The sequence below is a fragment of the Streptomyces coeruleorubidus genome (assembly GCF_008705135.1).
Classification (GTDB): Bacteria; Actinomycetota; Actinomycetes; order Streptomycetales; family Streptomycetaceae; genus Streptomyces; species Streptomyces coeruleofuscus.
Genome location: NZ_CP023694.1, coordinates 8,190,048 through 8,211,335, shown reverse-complemented (window position 1 = coordinate 8,211,335; position 21,288 = coordinate 8,190,048). Strand labels below are relative to the sequence as shown.

At 71.6% G+C, this 21,288-nt stretch carries 9 protein-coding genes; 1 reads left to right on the top strand and 8 read right to left on the bottom strand.

Annotated elements, in window-relative coordinates; all coding sequences use genetic code 11:
- Nucleotide 1 precedes the first annotated feature (1 nt).
- Nucleotides 2-214, bottom strand: coding sequence for an MbtH family protein (locus CP976_RS37680; RefSeq protein WP_150484359.1), 213 nt, complete (start codon nt 212-214; stop codon nt 2-4).
- A gap of 91 nt (nt 215-305) precedes the next feature.
- On the opposite strand from CP976_RS37680, the gene CP976_RS37675 reads away from it, so the two are divergent.
- Nucleotides 306-1,406, top strand: a complete 1,101-nt coding sequence (locus tag CP976_RS37675; protein ID WP_150484358.1) for an alpha/beta hydrolase-fold protein — start codon at nt 306-308, stop codon at nt 1,404-1,406.
- A gap of 86 nt (nt 1,407-1,492) precedes the next feature.
- On the opposite strand, the gene CP976_RS37670 is transcribed toward CP976_RS37675, so the two are convergent.
- From CP976_RS37670 to CP976_RS37640, 7 genes are all read right to left on the bottom strand, one after another.
- Entirely contained in the window at nt 1,493-3,499 is a 2,007-nt protein-coding gene (locus tag CP976_RS37670; protein WP_150484357.1) for a sensor histidine kinase, read from the bottom strand.
- Nucleotides 3,500-3,548: 49 nt separating this feature from the next.
- On the bottom strand, nt 3,549-4,364 hold the full coding sequence (locus tag CP976_RS37665; RefSeq protein WP_150484356.1) for an MHYT domain-containing protein: 816 nt from the start codon (nt 4,362-4,364) through the stop codon (nt 3,549-3,551).
- Nucleotides 4,365-4,734: 370 nt separating this feature from the next.
- Entirely contained in the window at nt 4,735-6,435 is a 1,701-nt protein-coding gene (locus CP976_RS37660) for an ABC transporter ATP-binding protein (protein ID WP_150484355.1), read from the bottom strand.
- On the bottom strand, nt 6,422-17,359 hold the full coding sequence (locus CP976_RS37655; RefSeq protein ID WP_150484354.1) for a non-ribosomal peptide synthetase: 10,938 nt from the start codon (nt 17,357-17,359) through the stop codon (nt 6,422-6,424). Before CP976_RS37655 ends, CP976_RS37660 begins: the two co-directional genes overlap by 14 nt.
- A gap of 58 nt (nt 17,360-17,417) precedes the next feature.
- Nucleotides 17,418-19,205 (bottom strand): ABC transporter ATP-binding protein, encoded by a 1,788-nt coding sequence (locus tag CP976_RS37650; protein ID WP_150484353.1) that lies wholly within the window; start codon nt 19,203-19,205, stop codon nt 17,418-17,420.
- A 46-nt stretch (nt 19,206-19,251) separates the two neighbouring features.
- The gene (locus CP976_RS37645) at nt 19,252-20,310 is read right to left on the bottom strand and encodes an iron-siderophore ABC transporter substrate-binding protein (protein WP_150484352.1); all 1,059 of its coding nucleotides are present in this window, start codon (nt 20,308-20,310) and stop codon (nt 19,252-19,254) included.
- Nucleotides 20,311-20,424: 114 nt separating this feature from the next.
- Entirely contained in the window at nt 20,425-21,264 is an 840-nt protein-coding gene (locus tag CP976_RS37640; RefSeq protein ID WP_150484351.1) for an ABC transporter ATP-binding protein, read from the bottom strand.
- Nucleotides 21,265-21,288: the final 24 nt, after the last annotated feature.

The following is a 21,288-nucleotide window of genomic DNA, read 5'->3' as shown; positions in this document are numbered from 1 at the left end:
GTCAGGCGTCCATGGACTCGGCGAGGGAACGGGGGCGCATATCGGTCCAGTTGGCCTCGACGTACTGCAGGCAGGCCTCCCGGGTGTTCTCCTCGAAGGCGATGGTCCAGCCCCCGGGCACATCCGCGAAGGACGGCCAGAGCGAGTGCTGGCCCTCGTCGTTCACGAGGACGAGGAAACGGCCGTCGGCGTCGTCGAAGGGGTTGGTGCTCATGTGCCGGTGCCTCCAGTGAAAATTAGGTTAGGCTCGCCTAATCGCAACTGAGCTTAGCCTTCTCGCTTTCCGCTCCACAAGGAGACGTGCAATGAGGTTGGTGGGGGAAGACACGTTCGCCGCGTTCGGACTGCCCGGCACACCCGGCACCGACGAGTTCTGGGCGGCCGCGCGGGCACCCGCGTCGACACCCGACGGCGACGGCTGGACGACCCTCTTCCTGTGGCGTGGGGCCGATGCGGCGAGCATCGAGTTCGAGAGCTGGTCCGAGCCGGTGCCCCTGCGCCGCTTCGGCGACACGGACTGCTGGTACGCCGAGGTGCGCATGCCCGCGCGGCTGCGGGTGACGTATCAGTTCCGCGTGGGCGAGGAAGCGTACGCCGATCCGTTCAACCCGATCGGGGCCGGCGGAGACCGGTCCATCGCCGCGACGCCGGACGCGCCGGCCCAGCCGCACTGGCCCGCTGTCGGCGCCGACGGCGTGCTGCCCCTCCCCCGCACCCGGATCCGCTGGGCCAGTGAACGGCTGGGCGGGCGGCGGACCGTGCGCGTCCATCCGGCGGGCGGCGGCGGGCCGGTGGTTCTGCTGCTGGACGGGGACGACTGGCTGTATCTGCACCCGGCCATGACCGCGTTCGACTCGGCGGTCGCCAGTGGGGAGATGCCGCCGGTCACCCTCGTCTTCCTGCCGGCCAAGGACAGGGAGGCGGAGTTCGCGTGCGGGGCCGCGCTGTGGGAAGCGGTCCGGGACGAACTGCTGCCGCTGGTGGTGGAGTCCGGGGTCTCCGCCGAGCTTGACCGGCTGGTGGTCGCCGGGCAGAGCCTGGGCGGGCTGAGCGCGCTGTACGCGGCACTGGAGTTCCCTGACCTGGTGTCCCGCGTCGCCTGCCAGTCACCGTCGTTCTGGTGGACGCCCGATGCCCTGGGCCTGGCGGACCCCTTGGGCGGCCCGGTCGGCGGAGCGATCGCCGCGCGCCTGCGGGAGCGCCCCGACCTGTCCGGTCTGCGGGTCGCGTTCGACGTGGGGGAACACGAGACGCGGATGCTGCCCCACTGCGAGCTGGTCGAGACCCTGGCCGGACAGGCCGGTGCGACGGTTCAGGTTTCGCGGTCGGCGTCGGGCCACGACCGGGCGGGGTGGCGGCAGGCCCTGCTCAGGGATGTCGCCTGGGCCCTCGCTCACCACGGCTGACGCGATGAGAAGATCCAACTGAGCCGTGTCCGCGTGATGAGTGGTTGAGCGTTGTCATCAGCACGCCCTGCGGCCCACAGTCGTCGTCACTTCCGCTGCGGCGGGATCAACGCCGCCGCGGGGGCCAGTGTCCGGCCGTCGCCCTGGCCGCCGGGGACCGTCGCGTCGTGCACCGGCATGTCGTCCCGTATCAGGTTCTCGGGGATGAGGACGGCGGCCGTGGCCCCGCCGCTCTCCGAGGAGCGCAGTTCGACGCCCAGGCCCTGCCGGGCGGCGATGCGGCTGACCACGATGAGCCCGATCCGCTTGGCGTCGAGCAGGTCGACGTCCTCGGACCGGATCTTGCGGTTGGCCTCGGCCATCGATTCCTCGTCCATGCCGAAGCCGCTGTCGTCGATCTCGACGAGGAGGCCGTCACGCATGCGGGCGGCCCGCAGATGGACATGAGCGCTGGGCGGTGAGAAGGAGGCCGCGTTCTCGACGAGTTCGGCGAGCAGATGGATGACGTCGGCGACGGAGCCGCCGTTGAGGGAGACACGCGGTATGGCCCAGAGCTGGACCCGGCCCGGCTGCTCGATCTCCGCGACGGCGGCCCGCAGGACGTCCACCAGCGGGATGGGGTCGTGCCAACCGCGTCCGGGCGCGAGACCGGACAGGATGAGCAGGCTCTCGGAGTGGCGGCGCATCCGGGTGGCGAGGTAGTCGACCTGGTACAGCTCCTGCATCTCGGCAGGTTCGCGCGGGCGCTGCTCCAGTTGGTGGAGCAGGTCGAGCTGGCGGTGCAGCAGCACCTGGCTGCGGCGGGCGAGGCTGACGTACACCTCGGAGATGCCGCTTTGCAGTTCGGCTCGCTCGGAGGCGGCCTTGAGCGCGGCCCGCTGGACGGCGGTGAGTGCGGTGCCCACCTGGGCGAGTTCGTCGCCCACGAGGCGGCGCATCGGGGCCTCGGCGTCGATGTCCACGCCCTGCCCTGCGTGCAGTCTGCGCATGGCCCGCGGCAGCCGGCGCCCGGCGACCTCCAGGGCGGAGTCGCGCAGGTCGAGCAGTTCGACGATGAGCCCCCGGCCGACGCCCACGGACACGAGCAGCGACAGCAGCACGCCGACCAGACCGAGGATGACGGCGATGCCGGAGCTGCCCAGGGTGTCCCAGCCGAACGCGTCCGCCTTGGCCGTGGCCCCCGTGCCGGCGTCCGACTCGGCCTGGGCGAGCCCCTCCAGTACGGTGCCGGCGGCCTCGTCCCAGTCCCTCAGGAGGCCCGCGGAGATGACCGAGGTGCCGGGCCCGGCGCCCCGCACCCTGTTCTCGACGGCTCTGAGGGTGTCGTAACTCCCGTCCCGAAGCACCGCGTTGTACGCCGTCCGGTGCTCCGGCTTCAGGTCGGCCACCGCGGGCTCCAGCAGCTCACGCTGGGTGGCGACGGCACCGACGAACAGCGTGTACTGCTCCGTGGTGAGCTTCCCGGGTCCGCTCGCCGCGGCGAGAAGGGCCTGTTCCTGGGCCACGGCCTCGCGGGCGCGGGCGAGTTCGAGGACGACCCGCGCCTCGGACGCGGTGTCGGTGCCGTTCTCGCCGGTGAGCGCGCCGGTGACGGCGAAGGCGTGCTCGATGACCGTCGAGTACCCCGTGAACACCGTCTGGGCGGCGCCCTTCGCGTCGGCCCGTGCGCGCAGTCCGGTGAGTCCGCGCGCGTCGGCCTCCAGGCGGTCGATGCGGGCGGGCAGCCCGGCGTCGAGGAGTTCGGCGTCCGCGGTGGCGGCGTTGGCGCCGTCACGGAAGGCGGCGGCGGCCTGGTCGGTGGCCTTGCGGGGTTCCTCGATCGTGTCGGGGCCTGCCGTGCCCGGCGCGGCGGCGAGACGCGTGGCGGCGGTCCGTTCGGCCTGCAGCGCGGTGACGAACCCGTCGAGCGGGGCGAGGAGTTCGGCGTTGACGTCCTTGACCCGCTCGGCGTCGCCGATGCTGGAGGCCGTGGTCACCGCGGCGAAGCCCCACAGCGCCATGAGGGACACGATGGGCAGCATGAGCAGCGCGACGATCTTGGCCCGGACCGATCTGGGGCGCAGCCGTTCCGTTGTACGGCGGATGACACGCATGAAATACCTCTTCGAGGGTGGGTGTGGTGCGGCTCTGCGGGCGTACGGCTCAGGCGGTCGCTGTGGTGGCGGGAGCGGGCGCGGTGGCGGTCGCGGTGGAGAGCTCGACCTCGCGCAGCAGTTCGGCGGCGACGGACTCGGCGCGCTTGCCGGTCGGGGAGAGCGCGACGTACGCGGAGGTGAGGAAGAGGAACGAGCCGAGCACGACGGCGAGCGGGAAGAGGAACTCGGTGGCCGTGGCCCCGGGGAGCTCCGCGCTGCTGGGCGCGAGGCTCACGTCGACGGCGTACATGGCCGTGTAGTGCATGCTGCTGACCGCCAGTCCCATGACGAGCGCGGCGACGGCGGCGAGGACGGGGCCACGCACGGTGAGGGTGAGGGTCAGCGCGGCGCTCGCGGCGACGACGGCGATCACGACGGAGGCGGTGACGCGGATCGGATCGTAGTCGACCGTGCCGTGCAGGTTGAGCGCGGCCATGCCGGTGTAGTGCATGGCCGCGACACCCAGTCCGGTGCCGAGCCCGCCGAGCGCGACCGACGCGACGCGCGAGCGCCCGTACCCGGCGGTGAAGACGCCGGCACTGACGACGGCGATGGCGATGGCGAGGCTGAGGACGGTGAGCGGGACGTCGTAGCGGATGGGCGTGCCCTCGACGCCGAAGCCCATCATCGCGACGAAGTGCATGGTCCAGATGCCGGAACCGATCGCGAACGAGGCCAGCAGCAGCCAGTTCCGTTTCGAGGCGCCGTCGGTCTCGAGGGCCCTGACGGTGCACCGCAGGCCGAGGGCCGAACCGACGCAGGCCATGACGTAGGAGAGGACGGGAGTGACCCATCCGGCGCTGAAGTGGTCCATGTGTCCCACGGGGAAACCCCCTCTCGCCCGCCGGGCGGAGAGCTCAGCGCGCACGTAAGTACCGCCGGTAACAGAGACCCGGGGGGACGCAATCACGCCACTGCTTGCCGGAGGTCGGTGAGGATTAAAGTACTGCGGTGCGGAGTACTGCCCCGTTTTCACGCAAGTGCTTCACACTCCCCTTACCTCGTCTGTACTTCACCGCCCACACGGCTCGCCGAAGAGGCAGAGGGCCGCACCGGCGCGGCGGTTCGGGCCGGAATATGCCCCTGAGCCGGCCTCGCGCCGTGGCCGAAAAGATGCGCTAGGAGGCGGTCGTGGAGACCAGTGGGCCGCGACGGCCGCCTGCTGAAGCGGACCACCGGTCACCGGACCACGCTCACCGGGCCACCGCGAGGCAGTAGTCCTCGTCCGTGGCCAGGAGGTTGCGGTGGGTGTCCTCGGCCGTGACGACCCCGTCGTCCACGACCAGGACCCGGTCGGCGGCGTCCAGGAGGGCCGGGCTGCTGGTGAGGACGATGGTGGTGCGGCCCCGGCGCAGCTTCGCGACGTTGCGTGCGATGAGCTGTTCCGTGACCGCGTCGACGGCCGTCGTCGGATCGTGCAGGACGAGGACGTCGCTGTCGGCTGCCAGGGCGCGGGCCAGGGAGAGCCGTTGGCGCTGTCCTCCGGAGAGGTTCGCGCCCCGGTCGCGGACGCCGTAGTCGAGGCCTTCGCGGTGGAGGGCGACGACGTCGGTCAGCATGGACGCCTCGACGGCCTCGGGGACCATGCGGCTGGTGCCCGACGGGTCGATGTTCGAGCGGAGCGTGCCCGCGAAGATCTCCGCGTCGTAGGGGTTCACCAGCACGTGCTCGCGGACGGCCTCGACGGACAGGTCCGCGAGGTCCCGCCCGCCGACCCGCACCGTTCCCTCGTACGTGCCGGGCGGGACGTTCACGGCCAGGATCGACGCGAGGTCGGCCGCCGCGCGGGGCTGGTATGCGGCGATCGCCACGAACTCGCCTGCGGACACCTGGAACTTCAGCTTGCGCAGGGTTCCGTACCGGACGCAGTCGATCTCCACGTCCACGCTCTCGGCCGGGTGTTCGGATCCCGGCGTCATCACCGGTGGCGCGGTCAGCACCAGTGCCATGCGCTCGGCCGAGGCGCGCGCCATCATCACGTACTTCGGCATCTCCGAGAACAGCTTGAGCGGTTCCATGATGAACTGCGCCAGCCCCACGGCCATGACGAGTTCGCCGATGCTGATCCGGCCGTCGAACGCCAGCCAGCCCGCCGTCAGCGTCACAGCGCCGGCGAGGACCGCGTTGAGGGCCAGCGCGGTGCCCGCGTACGCGCCGTTCACCTTGGCGACCGTGACCGCCTGGACCTTCGCCTCCGTGCTGACCTCACGGTAGGAGCGGAACGCCGCGTGGTTGCCGCCGAAGCCGTGCAGCGGGCGCAGGCCGGTGATCAGGTCGGCGACCTTCGCGCCCGCCCGCGCCACCCGGGCCTGCTGTTCCTGGGTGCTGGTGCCGATCCGCTTGGACAGCACGCTCAGGCACGACAGGATCGCGACGGTTCCCACGATGACCAGCAGGCCGAGCCGGATGTCGGCCAGGCCCAGCGCGACCGCCGCGACCACCACCGCGACCAGCGAGCTGATCAGCAGCGGCACCACCTCGATGATGTCGGCGGTCTGGTCGGCGTCCTCGGTGGCGATGGTCAGCACCTCGCCGGACTTGAGGTCGACGTCCCTGGCCACGGGCTGGAGTCCGCAGGCCGCGACCTTCACGCGCCAGCGGTGCGCCTCCGTCGTGTTGGCCTTCTGAAGGATGCGCATCCCGAACCGCCAGGACAGCGACACGGTCGTGATGATCACAGCCAGTACGGCGATGGAGAGGCCGAGCGCGCCGAGGCTCCGGTCCCGCATCGTGTGCTCGACGATCAGGCCGAGCGCGATGGGGAAGGCCGTCTCGCCCGCCTGGTACATGCCCATGAGGAGGGTGCCGCCGGCCATGGCGCCGATGTTGCGGCGCAGGGCGGTGCTGAGGATGTCGGACCCCGAGCGGGGCCGCTGCGTGTCAGGAGTTGTCATCGAGGTGGCGGGCAATCGCTTCCGGGGTGCGCAGGGTGAACAGGTCTCGGATCGTGATGACGGGACCGTACTCGCGGCGGAGCAGCCCGATCAGCCGCACCGCCAGCATGGAGTGTCCTCCGAGGGACACGAAGTCGCTCACCGCGCTCACCTCGTCGTCGTCCAGGTCCAGTGCCTCGGCGAAGTACTCGCACACCACGGTCTCGGTCTCGGTCTCGGGCCCCCGCTCCCCCACCGTGGTCAGCGCGCCCAGCGGCTTGGCCTCCGGCAGCGCCTTGGTGTCAGCCTTCCCGTTCACCGTCAGCGGGATGCTGTCGACCTGGGCGTAGTGCGTGGGGCGCAGGAAGTCCGGTAGTCCGGCGCCGACTTCGGCTGCCACCGTGGGCAACTCCGCCCCGTCCAGCACCAGATAGGCGGCCAGCCGGTACGAGCCGTCGACCTGCGGGTCGGGCTGGGCGACCGCGGCGACGAATCGCACCGCCGGGTGCGCCGCGAACGCGGCCTCCACCTCGCCGAGTTCGACGCGGTGCCCGCGGATCTTGACCTGCTGGTCGGTGCGGCCCAGGTACATCAGGTTGCCGTCGGGCCGGCGGACCACCAGGTCCCCGGTACGGTACATGCGCTCGCCCGGTTCCCCGAACGGGCAGGCGACGAAGCGGTGCGCGGTCTGGGCGGGCTGCCCGAGGTAGCCGCGCGCGATGCCGACGCCCGACACGTACAGCTCACCGGGGACGCCGTCCGGCAGGGGGCGCAGCCAGGGGTCGAGGACGTACACGTCGGTGTTGTCGATCGCGACACCCACCACCGGGTCCTCGCACTCGAAGGTGCCGACGCCGAGGGTGTTGATGGTGTACTCGGTGGGTCCGTAGAGGTTGTAGCCGACCGTTCCCCCGGTCTCGGCGAGCCGCTGCCACAGCGTCGGGGTGACGGCCTCGCCGCCGAGCAGCACCAGCGGCGGCCGGCGTTCCGGGTTGTCGAGCAGGCCCTCGGCCACGAGCTGCTGGGCGTAGGTCGGGGTCACGTTGACGACGTCGATCCCGTGCTCCAGGCAGTACTCGACCAGCCGGGGCGCGTCGCGGCGCAACTCCTCGTCGCAGACGTGCACTTCATGGCCGTCTGCGAGCCACAGCAGCTCCTCCCAGGACATGTCGAACGCGAACGACACGGTGTGCGCGATCCGGAAGATCCGGTGGCCGTGCTCCGCCAGCACCGGCTCGAAGATCCGGCGCTGATGGTTGATCAGCATGTTGGTGAGTCCGGCGTACTCGGTCACCACGCCCTTGGGCTTGCCGGTCGATCCCGAGGTGTAGATCGTGTACGCGGGGTGCCGCAGGCGGTCCGGGTCGTCCGGTGCGAACGTCACATACGGCTCGGCCTCGGGCAGCGGGCGGTCCAGCTCGATCAGGTCACCGTTCAGCGAGCTCAGCCGGGGCGACACGGCGCTCACGGTGAGGATCACCTCCGGGCGGGCGTCCTCGACGATCGCGGCGATCCGCTCGTCCGGATGGTCCAGCTCCAGCGGCACGTACGCGGCGCCGACCCGCAGCACCGCGAACAGCGCCACGATCGAGTCGAGGGAGCGCGGGATCGCGAGCCCCACGTTCGCCTCGGGGCCGATGCCCCGCCGGGCCAGCACGCCGGCCACCGCGCGGCTGCGGTCCCGGAGTTCGGCGAACGTCATCGTCGAACCGTGGGCGACGAGCGCGACCCGATCCGGTGCGCGGTCCGCCGCCTGGTCGAACCGGTCGACGACGGTGTCCGTGCCGACGTCCGTGCGCTCGCCCCGCGAGGGCTCCGGCCCCAGGCCCCGCAGCGCGCCCACCGGTCCGGTCGAGCGGGCCAGGTCCTCCAGGACGCGCAGGTAGTCGTCGAGGAGGCGACGGGCGTTCCCGGTGTCCCGGTCGCGGTACTCCAGCTTGACGGTGAGCCGGTCGCCGGGCGTGACGACCCAGGTGAACGGATAGTGGGTGGAGTCGTCGGCCTTCACCGAGGTGATGCCGTGCCGGGCGTTCATCTCGGCGAAGGCGTCCAGGTCCAGGAAGTTCTGGAGCACGAACAGGTTGTCGAACAGGGTGTCGTGCCCACTGGCCCGCTGAATCTCGCCGAGCCCCAGGTGCTCGTGCTCCATCGCCTCGACCCTGGCCGTCTGCACGGCCGAGAGGTAGTCGCGGACCGTGTCGTCCGGCCGGGGCCGCGTCCACATCGGCACGGTGTTGAGCAGCACGCCGACGATGTCGGACAGTCCCTCGCCCTCCCGGCCGGAGACGGTCACGCCGAACACGGCGTCGCTGCGGCCCGTGTGGGCGCCGAGGAGGAGGCCGAACGCGCCGGTCAGCACCGAGTTCAGGGTGACGCCGTGCGTCCTGGCCGCTTCCCGCAGCAGGGCGGACTGCTCGGCGGACAGCGTGTGCACGAGCGCGCGCGGCAGGTCGTCCGAGAAGGACGGCGCCGGTCCGGCGAGCAGTGTGGGGCCTGGGAGGGCGGCCAGGAGCTCCGCCCAGAAGCGTTCCAGGACGGCGGAGTCCTTGGCGTCGATCGCCCGGGCGTAGTCCTCGAAGCTCGGCGTTGCCGGAACCGCGTCGAGGGGATCGCCCGCGACGGCGGCCTCGTAGGCGTCGAACAGGTCCCGCAGCATGATCTCGCGGGACCAGCCGTCCCACAGCAGCAGGTGGTAGCTGAGCAGCAGGCCGTCGCGGTCGTCGGGCAGACGCACCACGGTCAGCCGGATCAGCGGTGGCTCACCCGGGTCGAACCCCGTGTCGCGGTCCCGGGCCCGCAGGGCGTCGACCTCGGCCTCCGCCGCCAGCTCGACCGTGCGGACGTCGACGCGCCGGCCGGCCTTGAGGACCTGGACCGGGTTGCCGCCGGAGTCGGTCGTGAAGCCGGCGCCCACGACCGGGTGCCGGGCGATCACGTGCGCCATCGCCTCGGCCAGCGCGCCGGTGTCCAGGCGCCGGTCGAACGTGAACCAGCTCTGCGCCACGTAGTGCCCGGCCGAGCCCGCCATCTGGGCCTGGAAGAACAGGCCCCGCTGGAGCGGGGTGACCGGAGCGGTGCGCTCGGCCGTCGTGGCGGCGTCCGCGATGCGCTGGAGGGCGCGGTGCCAGTGCTCGGTGATCTCGTCGGGGACGCCCTCGGCGAGGGTGAAGGCCGTGTGCAGGCTCCCGGTGGTCTCGTCGAGCCAGGCGTTGACCTCGACGGCGTAGGGGCTGCCCTGGTCGCCGCCGGTGAGGTGCACCGCCTGGGACTCGCTGCCCCGGCCGAGGTAGTTGAACAGCACCTGCGGGCGGGCGGTGCCGAGCAGCGGGGCCGTCTGCGGGTTGAGATACCTGAGCTGTCCGTAGGCGACGTGGGCACGCTCGTCCGGCTGGCGTTCGGCGACTTCGCGCGCGGCCGCGACGGGGTCGGTGTGCGCGGTGAGCCGTACGGGCGCGATGGAGGTGAACCAGCCGACGGTACGGGTGTAGTCGTGGTGTTCCACCGCCGGGACGCGACCGTGCCGCTCCAGCTCGATCGCGAGGTCGGTGGGCGAGGGCTGGATGTGGGTCAGCGCGGCGCGCAGGGCTCCGCACAGCAGTTCCGTGAGGCCGACGCCGAGTGCGGCGGGCGCGGTGCGCGTCACGCGGTCGCTCGCTTCGGGCGGGAGGACGACCGTGGTCTCCCGCAGTCCCTCGACGGCGGGGAGCAGCGGGGGCGCCTGGAGCGTGGTGAGCCAGTGCCCGAGGTCGTCGGTCGCGTGGGCGGACCGGAGTGCCAGGGCTTCGGCGTACTCGGCGTACGGCGTCGTCGGCGCGGCCAGGGCATCCCCGCGCAGGGCTGCGGCCAGGTCGTCCAGCAGGATCAGCCAGGACACCGAGTCGACGGCGAGGTGGTGCACGGTGACGACCAGGGTGCGGCTCGCCTCCAGCCACGAGAAGGCGACGACCTCGCCCGACTCGGGGTCGAGCCGTCCGGCGGCCTCGTTCGCGGCGGTCGTGGCGTCGGGGGTGTCCGGGCGTACGACGGTTGTGTCACGGGCGGGTTCGGTGCGGAGGGTCCACACTCCGTGTTCGGTAACGAGCCTCAGTCGCAGGGCCGGGTGTGCGGCGACTACGGCGTTGGCGGCGCGTTCGACATCGGCGAAGGAGCTGTCCGGGGCCACGAGCGTTCTGGCCTGGGCGAAGCGGGTGAGTGAGCCGCCAAGTTCGCGTTGGCGCAGGATGATCGGCGTCGGGGGGAGGGGGCCGTCCTCGCGGTGGGTGGGGGCGGCGGTCTGTGGTGTGTGTGTCGCCAGGTGCTCGGCGAGCGCGCGGGGGGTCTTGTGGAGGAACACGTCCCGGGGGGCTATGGGCAGGCCGAGTGTCCTGGCCCTGTTCACGACCGTGATGGCGATGATGCTGTCGCCTCCGGCGTGGAAGAAGTCGGTGTCGGCGTCCACGGCCGTGCCGGGCAGTGTCTGGGTGAAGATGTCGACGAGTGCGGCTACAGCTGAGTTTTCGTCCGCGGGTGCGTCGTGGCTTGTCGCGCCCCGCGGCGGAGCCGCAAATTGATACAGCCCCGCGCCCCTATCGGTCCGCTTCGCCAAGGCCCTTCGATCCAGCTTGCCGTTCACCGTCAGCGGCAGGGCGTCGATCGCGAGCACCCGCCCCGGCACCATGTGCACGGGCAGCTTCGCGGCCAGTCGCTCGGCGAAGTCGGACGGCACCTCGCCCACCACGTGCGCCACCAGGTGATCCCCGCTCTCCGCCACCGTCACGGCCACGTCGATCACGCCGTCGAGTTCCCGGATCGCGGACTCCACCTCGCCCAACTCGATGCGGAAGCCCTTGAGCTGGACCTGGTCGTCGGCGCGGCCGGCGAACTCCAGTTCGCCGTCGAGGGTGCGGCGGGCGAGGTCGCCCGTGTGGTACATGCGGGAGCCGTCCGCCGCGAAGGGGTTCGCCACGAACCGGCCCGCGGTGAGGCCGGGCCTGCCGAGGTAGCCGAGCGACACCTGGTCGCCGGCGACGTAGATGGCGCCCACCCGGCCCGGCGGGACCGGCCGGAGCCGGTCGTCGAGGAGGTAGGTGACCAGGCCAGGTATGGGGCCGCCGATCGGGCTGACGTCGTCACCGGGGCCGAAGTCCTCCTCGGTCAGCACGCGGTGGGTGACGTGGACGGTGGTCTCGGTGATGCCGTACATGTTGACCAGCTCGGGCGAGCCGGTGCCGTGCCGCTCGACCCAGCCGCGCAGCCGCCCGAGGTCCAGTGCCTCGCCGCCGAAGATGACGCGGCGCAGGGCGGGCAGCGGCTCGCCGGCGTGCCGGTCGGCCTCGATGAACTGGTAGAAGGCGGACGGCGTCTGGTTGAGCACGGTCACCCCGCGCTCGCGGACCAGCCGGTGGAAGTCGACCGGGGAGCGGGTCAGCCCGTACTCCGGCACCAGCAGCTCACCGCCGTACGCCAGCGCGCCCCACAGCTCCCAGACCGCGAAGTCGAAGGAGAAGGAGTGGAACTGGACCCAGACGTCGTGCGGGCCGAAGTCCATGTCGGGCTGGGTGTTGGCAAGGAGCGTCACCACGCTGGAGTGGGGGACGACGACGCCCTTGGGCCGGCCGGTCGATCCGGACGTGTAGATCACGTACGCGGGGTCGTGCCAACTGGCCCCGGGGCCCGGCTCGGTCGTGACCTGCGGAAGTTCTTCGCCCTGGACGAGCACGCGGGCCCGCACGCCCGTGCGGGCCAGGAGCTCCGTGAACCGGTCGCGCTGCTCGCTGTCCACGAGGACGACCTGCGGGGCGGCGTCGGCGAGGATGTACTCCAGCCGTTCGTCCGGGTAGGCCAGGTCCAGCGGTACGTACGCACCGCCCGCGCCGACGATCGCGACCAGGGCGACGACCTGCTCGACGGACCGGGGGACGGCGACGGCGACCCGCCGGCCGGGGCCGACACCGGCCGCGCGCAGAGCCGAGGCCAACTCGTTCCTGGCCTGCGCCAGTTCGCCGTACGTCAGGGACCGGGTACCGCCGTCGAGGCCGCACTGGGTGACGGCGGTGGCGGCCGGGTCGCGCCGCGCGGCGGCGTCGAAGAGGCCGCCCAGGGTCGTCGGCGTGATGCGCGCGGGACGCCGGTCGCCCTCGGACGCCACATCGTCGACCAGGGTGTCCGGTCGGGTGAGCAGGGCGGTGAGGGTCGAGGTGAACGTGTGCAGGATCGACTGGGCGGTGGTCTCCCGCAGCAGCTCGCCGTCGTAGATCAGGTTGAAGCGGGGACGCCCGTCGAGTGCGCGTTCCACGACCAGGGTCAGCGGGTAGTGCGGTGCGCCCTCGTTGACGAGGTCGGTGACGACCAGCGTGTCGCCGGGCCGCCGCAGTCCGTCCACGTCGGTCGCGACGTCGAACACCACCAAGGTGTCGAAGAGGGTGCCGGCGTCGGCCTGGCGGCCGATCCTGGCCAGTGAGACGTGCTGGTGCGGCAGGACTGCGCCCTGGTGTTCCCGCACCGAGGCGAGCAGGTCCCGCACGGTGGTGGTGCCGGTCCAGCGGGCGCGTACGGGGATCGTGTTGATGAACAGACCCACCATGTCCTCGATGCCGGGCACGTCCGCGTCGCGGCCGGACACCGTGGAGCCGAACACCACGTCCCTGCCGTGCAGGACGCCGCCCAGTGTCACCGCCCAGGCGCTGTGCACGGCCACGCTCAGCGGCACGCCGGCCGACCGTGCGGCCGCGTCGATGTCGTGCTCCGGCCGCACGGCGGTGTCGGCGAACCGGTCGGACGGGGTGTGCCCCTCGGCGACCAGCGAGGGGCCGGGCAGGTCCGCGAGCTGCTCGCGCCACACCCGGTCGCTCTCCTCGGCGTCGCGCCCGGCGAGCCAGCGTACGTAGTCGGCGAAGCCGCCGACCGGGTACACGGTCCCCGGCGCGTGGTACTCGGCGAGCAGCGCGCGGAGCATCGGCGGCACCGACCAGCCGTCGGCGATGATGTGGTGCACGGTCTGCACCAGGACGTTGCGGCCCGGGCCGCCGCGGACGAGGGTGTAGCGCATCAACGGGCCGGTCGCCAGGTCGAATCCGGCGCGGCGGTCCCGCTCAGCCAGGTCGCGCAGCTCGGCGTCGGTGATGCCGGGGCGGTCCAGGGTGGTGAACGGCGCCTCGACGCCGCTCTCCAGTACGGAGACCACGCGGCCGTCGGCGAGGGCCACGAACCGTGCGGCCAGGTTGGGGTACAGCGTGAGCAGCCGGGTGGCCGCCGCCGCGAGCCGGTCGGCGTCCACTTCGCCGTCCAGGGTGAGCAGTTGCTGTTCGACGTAGGCGCCGGCCGAGTCGTCGTCGAAGACGGAGTGGAAGTACAGGCCCTCCTGCAAGGGCGTCAGCGGCAGGATGTCCCGCAGTGCCGGGCCGTCCAGGGCGTCGACGTCGGCCTGTGTCAGCGGTACCAGGGGGAAGTCGCTGGGCGAGTGGCCGCCTTGCGGGTCGAGTGCGGCCAGTCCGGCCAGGGCGTCCTGGAAGTAGGCGCCGACGGTGGCGATGTCCTCGTCGGTGAACATGCCGTCGGGCCAGGAGATGGTGGTGACCAGGTCGTACTCGCCGGTCGGGGCCGGTTCGGCGATCGCGTTGAACTCCAGGGCGCGCGGCAGGCGCATCCGCGGATCACGCTTCTCGCCCAACTGGCCGGTGGTCCGGGCGAGTTGCCAGTCGCCGGGCTCTCCGGCGGCGAAGCGGCCCAGGTAGTTGAAGAGCACCTGCGGTGCGGGCGCGTCGAACTCGGTGTCGGTCAGGTACCGCAGGGCACCGTAGGAGACGCCGTTGTCGGGCACCCGGGCGAGGTCTTCCTTGACCGCCTTGAGGGCGGCGGTCAGGTATGCGGGTGCGGTGAAGTCGGCCGCCGCGCCGGGGTCGACGGTCACCGGGAAGAGGGTGGTGAACCAGCCGACGGTCCGCGACAGTTCGGGCTCGAAGCCGGCGGAGGGCGCCACGAACTGTCCTTCGCGGCCGTGGCCCTCCAGTTCGATGTGCGCGAAGGTCTGGTCCTGCCCCAGGTCGCGGCGCCATCGGGCGAGCGCTACGGCGAGCCCGGTCAGCAGGACGTCGTTGACGCCCGCGTGGAACTTCGCGGGGATCTCGCCCAGCAGCGCGGACGTGATCTCCGGGCCGGCCGAGACGGTCCGCAGCCGCTCCGTGGCGACGGTGTCGGCGTCGGACAGCGCACGCCTGCCCACCGGGCGGTCCTCTCCCGGCAGGGGGCGCCAGTAGTAGGAACTGTCCGCGTCGAACGCCGCGCGCTCCAGCAGCTGCGTCCAGCGGCGGAAGGACGTGCCCACGGGGGGCAGTTCGACGGGGGTGCCCGAGGCGAACTGCCGCCAGGCCGTGGCCAGGTCGTCCATCAGGATCCGCCAGGACACGCCGTCGATCACCACGTGATGGGCGACCAGGACCAGTTGCCCCGCCTCACGGCGCCAGACGGCTCGCAGCATCACGCCGTTGTCGGGGTCCAGGGCGTCGGTGGCGAGTGCGACGCACGCGTCGAGCGGCCGGTCGCTCTCCTGCCACCCCGCGACGGCCCGGTCCGGTTCCGGGATGTCGAAGCTCCAGCGGTTTCCGCACACCAGCCTGGCGCGCAGCATGTCGTGCCGGCGGACGACGGCGGTGAGGATCTCGTCGAGCGCGTCGGCGGTCAGGTTGGGAGGGGTGTTCAGCACGACGGACTGCACGAAGCCGTCGATCGCGTCGGTGGTCTCGCCGAGCCACTGCACGATGGGCGAGCCCACGACGGACCCGGTCGCGACATCGCGGTGGTCGACGGTGGAGACGTCCTCCCGGCTCGCGACCGCGGCCAGGGCCCCCACGGTGCTGTGGGTGAAGATCTGCCGTGCCGTGACGTAGAGGCCCGCGTCGCGCAGCGCGGTCAGCAGCGAGATCGCCAGGATGCTGTCGCCGCCGAGCTGGAAGAAGTCCTGGTCGACGCCGACCTCTTCGAGCCGCAGCACCGCCGCGACCGCCGCGCAGACCGCGCGCTCGTCGTCGGTGGTGGGCCGTACGAGGGGGCCCGTGCCGATCGTGGGCTCCGGCAGGGCGTTGCGGTCGAGCTTGCCGTTGGCGGTGAGCGGGAACTCCGTCATGACGACGATGTGGGCGGGCACCATGTACTCGACCATGTGCTCGGCGGCCCACGCCTTGACCTCGTCCGCCCGCAGCTCCTCGCTGCCGGCGGCCGGGATGACGTAGCCCACCAGGTAGGTGCCGCCCGCCGCGTTCTTCCTGGCGACGACGCAGGTGTGCCGTACGCCGGGGTGCTCGGCGAGGCCGACCTCGACGTCCTCGATCTCCAGCCGCATGCCGCGGATCTTGATCTGGTTGTCGGCGCGGCCGAGGAAGTCCAGGGAGCCGTCCGGGGCGAACCGGGCGAGGTCACCGGTGCGGTAGAGCCGGGAGCCGTCGTCCGCGAAGGGGTTGGCGACGAACCGGGAGGCCGTCAGCCCGGGCGCGTTGACGTAGCCGCGTCCCAGGAGGAACCCGCCCACGTACAGTTCGCCGCCGACGCCGACGGGGACCGGGCGCAGTTCCTCGTCCAGGACGTAGAGCTGGGTGTTGGGGTTGGCCTTGCCGATGGACGTCGACAGGCGTTCCGCCTCTCCCCGGTAGATGACGTGGGAGACGCCGATGGTCGTCTCGGCCGGGCCGTAGCCGTGGTACATGGGGATGTCGAGCTTGGTGCGGAACCGCTCGTACAGCTCCGGGGTCAGCACCTCGCCGCCGCACCACACGTGCCGCAGGCTGTCCAGGCGGCCGGAGTCGCCGGCGATCTCCAGCAGGACGTCCAGCATGGACGACACCAGATACGTGAAGGTGACGCGCTGTTCGGCGATCACGCTGAGCAGGTGGTGCGGGTCGCGTTCGCCGCCGGGCCGCAGCACCACCAGGCGGGCGCCGGACACCAGCGGCAGGAATATCTCGTTGATGGAGATGTCGAAGGACAACGGCGCCTTGAACAGCGAGGCGTCGTCATGGCCGAAGCCCAGGATCTCGTTCACCTGCCACAGCAGGCGCTCGCTGATCGCCTCGTGGCGGATCATGGCGCCCTTGGGCCGTCCGGTGGAGCCGGATGTGAAGATCACGTAGGCGAGGGCGTCGCCGTGGACGGTGACGCCGGTTCCCTCGGTGGGGTGGGAACCGTAGCGCCAGTCGTCGAGGTCGACGGCCACGGCCGGCGGTTCGGCCGGGTCGTGCTCGCCCGAGGCGTTGAGCTGTACGACGACCCGGGCGTCCTCGATGACGACGGCCCGGCGCGCGGCGGGCCACTGCGGATCGAGCGGCACGAACGCGCACCCCGCCTGGAGCACGGCGAGCAGTCCGATGACCATGTCGGCGGAGCGGCCCAGCGAGATGCCGACGACCTGTTCGTGGCCGAGGCCGCGTTCGATCAGGTGGTGGGCCAACTGGCTGGCGTGTTCGGCCGCCTGACGGTAGGTCAGTGACCGGTGCTCGTCGACGATGGCGACGGCGTCCGGCCTGGTCCGTGCCTGCTCGCGGAACATCTCGACGATGGTCGGGCGGATCCGGTCGGCTTCGGTGTCGTTCCAGCGGGCCAGGAGTTCGAGTCTCGCGGCCACGCCGGCCGGGCTGATGGTGCCGAGGGGCCGGTCCGGGAAGTCGGCCAGGTCGTCCAGCGCGAGCTGCGCGTCGGCCGGTGCCACACCGTCCGGAACGGTGATGCTCCGGCCGTCCGCGCCGACTTCCCAGTCACCGGGCCCGGCCCCGCCGTTGTCGACCCATCCGAGGACGTCGGCGAACAGGGTGCCGGGGGTGAGGTCGATGCCGTCGGGGCTGCGGCCCGTCGTCCAGTACGACAGCCCGATGGCGCACGCTTCGGTGATGGTCCTGTCGGAGTAGTCGCCGGTCCGCCGGCGTACGTCGGCCAGGCGTGCGGGAGAAAGCCGTACGAGACGAGCGCTCGGTTCCATCATCGAAGACTCAGCACCCTTTCAAGGAAACCAAAGTAAGCCCAGCCTAACTTAGGCTTGCCTAACTACCCTCGCGCCATGCCTGCCACAGTCGCGCGTACCGGCCGCCCAGAGCCACCAACTCGTCGTGCGTGCCCTGTTCGACGACACGGCCCGCGTCCAGCACGGCGATCCGGTCCGCCGCCATCGCCTGGGTCAGCCGGTGCGCCACGAACAGCGTGGTCCGGCCCGCGCACGCGGCCACGACCGCGCGTTCCAGCTCGGCGGCGCCCTCGCTGCCGGCCTCGGCGGTGGACTCGTCGAGCACCACCACGGGCGAGCGGGCGAGCACCAGCCGGGCCAGGGCGATCTGGGCGACCTTGGTGACGTCCAGGCGCTCGCCGCCCTCGCCGACCGTGGTGTTCAGCCCGTCGGGCAGCGCTTGGACCCAGGCGTCGGCGCCTACCGTGCGCAGTGCGTCCGTGAGTTCGGCATCGGTCGCCCCCGGCGCGGACAGCCGCAGGTCGTCGGCGAGCGGGCCGGAGAAGACGTGCGTCTCCTGCGTCAGGATGCTCACCAGGGCCCGCGCCCCGGCCTCGTCCAGGCCCGCCAGGTCGGTCGCGCCGATGCGCACGGACCCGGCCTCGGGAGTCCCGATGCCCGCGATCAGCGCGGCCAGGGTCGTCTTGCCCGCACCCGTCGCACCCACCAGGGCGAGCGAACCCCCGGCCGGGATCGTCAGATCCACGTCCCTCAGCACCGGTTCCTCGGCGCCGGGGTAACGGAACGTCAGCCCCCGCACCGTCACCGGCAACGGCTCGGCGTCCGCCGGCGCGACGGCCGGGTCACCCACCAGCCGGCCCTCCCCGGCCTCCCCCAGCACGCCGACCAGGCGGGTCAGGCTCGCGCCCGACTTCTGTGCCTCGTCGAAGGTGAACATGATGAGGCCCAGCGGGCCGAACAGCCGGTGGAACAGCAGCGGCGCCGCGGACACCTCGCCCAGGCTGGCGGCGTCGGCCTCCAGCAGGGCGTACCCCACCAGGAGGATCAGGACCAGCCCGATGAACTCGGCGCGGTTCTCCCGGCCGACGAACCGGCCGAAGAACCGGAACACCTCGATACCGAGATCGCGCACCCGCCAGGACTCGCTGGTGACCTTCTCGCGGAAGGCGCCCTCCAGTCGGTACGCCCGGACCGTGTCGATCCCGTTCAGACCGCTGATCAACGCCTGCGCGCGGTCGGCCTGGGCCACCCGCTGCTTCCGGTAGAGCGGCGCGGAGCGGGGGAGGTACCAGCGCAGGGCGAGCGCGTACGCGGGCAGCGCGCCGGCGCCCGCCAGTCCGAGCCGCCAGTCCAGCCCGAACATGCCGAACGTGGCGATGGTGACCAGCACTCCGGCCGAGAAGACCGTGGGGATGGCCGTACGGATGCCCTTGGAGATGACGGCCACGTCGTCGCCGACCCTGGAGAGCACGTCTCCCCGGCCGACCTGTTCGATGCGGGCGCTCGGCATCCCCAGCACCGCCCGGACGGCTCCTTCCCGCAGCCGCGCGAGCAGGTCGGCGCCCAGCCGGCCGATCAGGTAGGTCGACACCGCGGTGGCCGCCGCGCCGAGCAGCGCGGCGGCCCCGATCAACACCCCGATGGTGACCAGGATCGAGCGCGACTCGCCCTCGACCACGCCGTCGACCACCCGGCCGAGCAGCAGGACCGGGAGCACCTGGAGCGCCGCGCCGGCCACCGTGGTGAGCACGGTGGCCGCCGACAGCAAGGGCACCTCGCGGCAGTGCGCCGCGACCCATCGGGTGGCCTCGCGCCCGGTCGCCGTGTGCAGCGTCGCCGGGGCGGGGCGGGTGACGGTCGCGCTCACACCGCGACCCGGGCGGGAAGGGGACAGGACATGGTGACCGGCATCGCTACTCGGCCACCGACTTCACGAGCTCGTCGACGGCGTACGGCATGGACAGCAGGGTGCCCTGGGAGATGGCCGCGCCGACCGCCGGGCCCTCGCTGTCCAGCAGGTAGGACACGTTGCCCTTCTTCACGGCGTCCAGGTTGGCGAACAGCTTGAACTTCTTCAGGGCCGCCGTGTCGGCCTTGTCGTTGATGACGAAGATGCGGTCGACGTCGACCAGGTCGACGCGCTCGGGCGAGAGCTTGGTGTAGAAGCTGCCGTCCGCGACCTTGTCGATCTCGGTCTGGTACTTGAAGCCGATGCCCGTCACGAGCCGGCCGCGCACGTCGGTGGAGGTGAACGGCGCCACCGAGTTCTCGTACCAGGACAGCACGACGGCGGTCTGCTTCGCGAGTTCGGGGTTCGCCTTCTTGGCCGCGTCGAGCTTGCCCTGGATGTCCTGCACCATCTTCTCGCCCTCCTCGGCCTTGCCGAGTGCCTTGGCGATGTGCAGGGCGTTGTCCTGCCAGGGGGCGCTGAACGGCTCCTTCTCGGCCTTGGTGCGGGCCACCGTAGGCGCGATCTTGGAGAGCTTGTCGTAGCCGGCCTGGTCGATCTCGGAGTAGACCGCGACGATCAGGTCGGGGCGCAGGGCCGCGATCTTCTCGTAGTTGGGGCCGGTGTCACCGTTCTTCATGATGACCTCGGGCTTGGTGTCGCCCCACTTGTCCTTCACCCAGGGCCACTGGGTGTTGATGTCGGGGCTCTGGCCCGCCGGGTTCGGGTACTGGTCGGTCATGCCGACCGGCTTGATGCCGAACGCCAGGACGGTCTGGTCGTCGGTGTAGCCGACGGTGACGACCCGCTTCGGGGTCTCGGTGACCTTCGTGGTGCCGAACGCGTGCTCCACGGTGACCGGGAAGGCGCCGGCCGCGGCGGTCGAGGTGTTGTCGCTGCCCTTGTCCGCCGAGTCCGATTCGGAACCGCACCCGGCGAGGAGGCCGACGCCGAGCGCCGCGGCGGAGAGGAGTGCCGCGGCCCGCCGCCATGGCGTCCTGCGCGTCGTTCTGTGGAGGAGCATCCGTCAATCCCCTTGCTGTTCGCACTGTCCACTGCGCCCCCGGGTAAGGGCAGGCAAACCGTATCGCAAGGCAGTAAGGTAAGCCTAGCCTTACTGACGTAACTTTATGGCTAACTAGTCGAGTTGGACATGCGTGCGACCGATCGGGACGATGAGCGGCCGGTCGCCCACCGGGTCGTCGATGACCTTGGCACGCAGTCCGAACGCCTCGTGCAGCAACTCGGCGGTCAGCACGTCACGGGGATGCCCCTGCGCCAGGATCGACCCGCCCCGCATCACGATGAGGTTGTCGCTGTAACGCGCGGCCAGGTTGAGGTCGTGCAGCACCATCACCACGGTGCATCCCGACTCGTGCAGATCGTCGACCAGATCGAGCACGTCCATCGCGTGCGCCAGGTCGAGATAGGTGGTCGGCTCGTCGAGCAGCAGCAGATCGGTGCCCTGGGCCAGGGTCATCGAGATCCAGACCCGCTGGCGCTGACCGCCGGACAGCGCGTCGACCGGGCGGTCGGCCAGGTCGGACACCCCGGTCATGGCCAGGGCGCGCTCCACCACGTCGGCGTCGTCCGAGGACCACTGCCGCAGCCAGCTCTGGTGCGGATGGCGGCCCCTGGCGACCAGGTCGGCCACCGTCAGCCCCTCCGGCGCGACCGGCGCCTGCGGCAGCAGGCCGAGTTTCCTCGCCACGTCCCGCGTCCTGAGCCGGGCGATGTCGTCGCCGTCCAGCACGACCGTCCCCTTGGACGGCTTGAGCAGCCGGGACAGGGTGCGCAACAGGGTCGATTTCCCGCAGCCGTTGGGGCCGATGATGGTGGTGATCACCCCGGGGGGTATCGCCACGTCGAGATCGTCGATGACGGTCCGGGCGCCGTAGCCGACCGTGACGCCCCTGGCTGCCAGCCGTGAGGCTTGATCGGACTTCGACTCGACCCCGGTGACGGACTGAGTGACCACAAGGCCCCCTTACTTAGGCTCGCC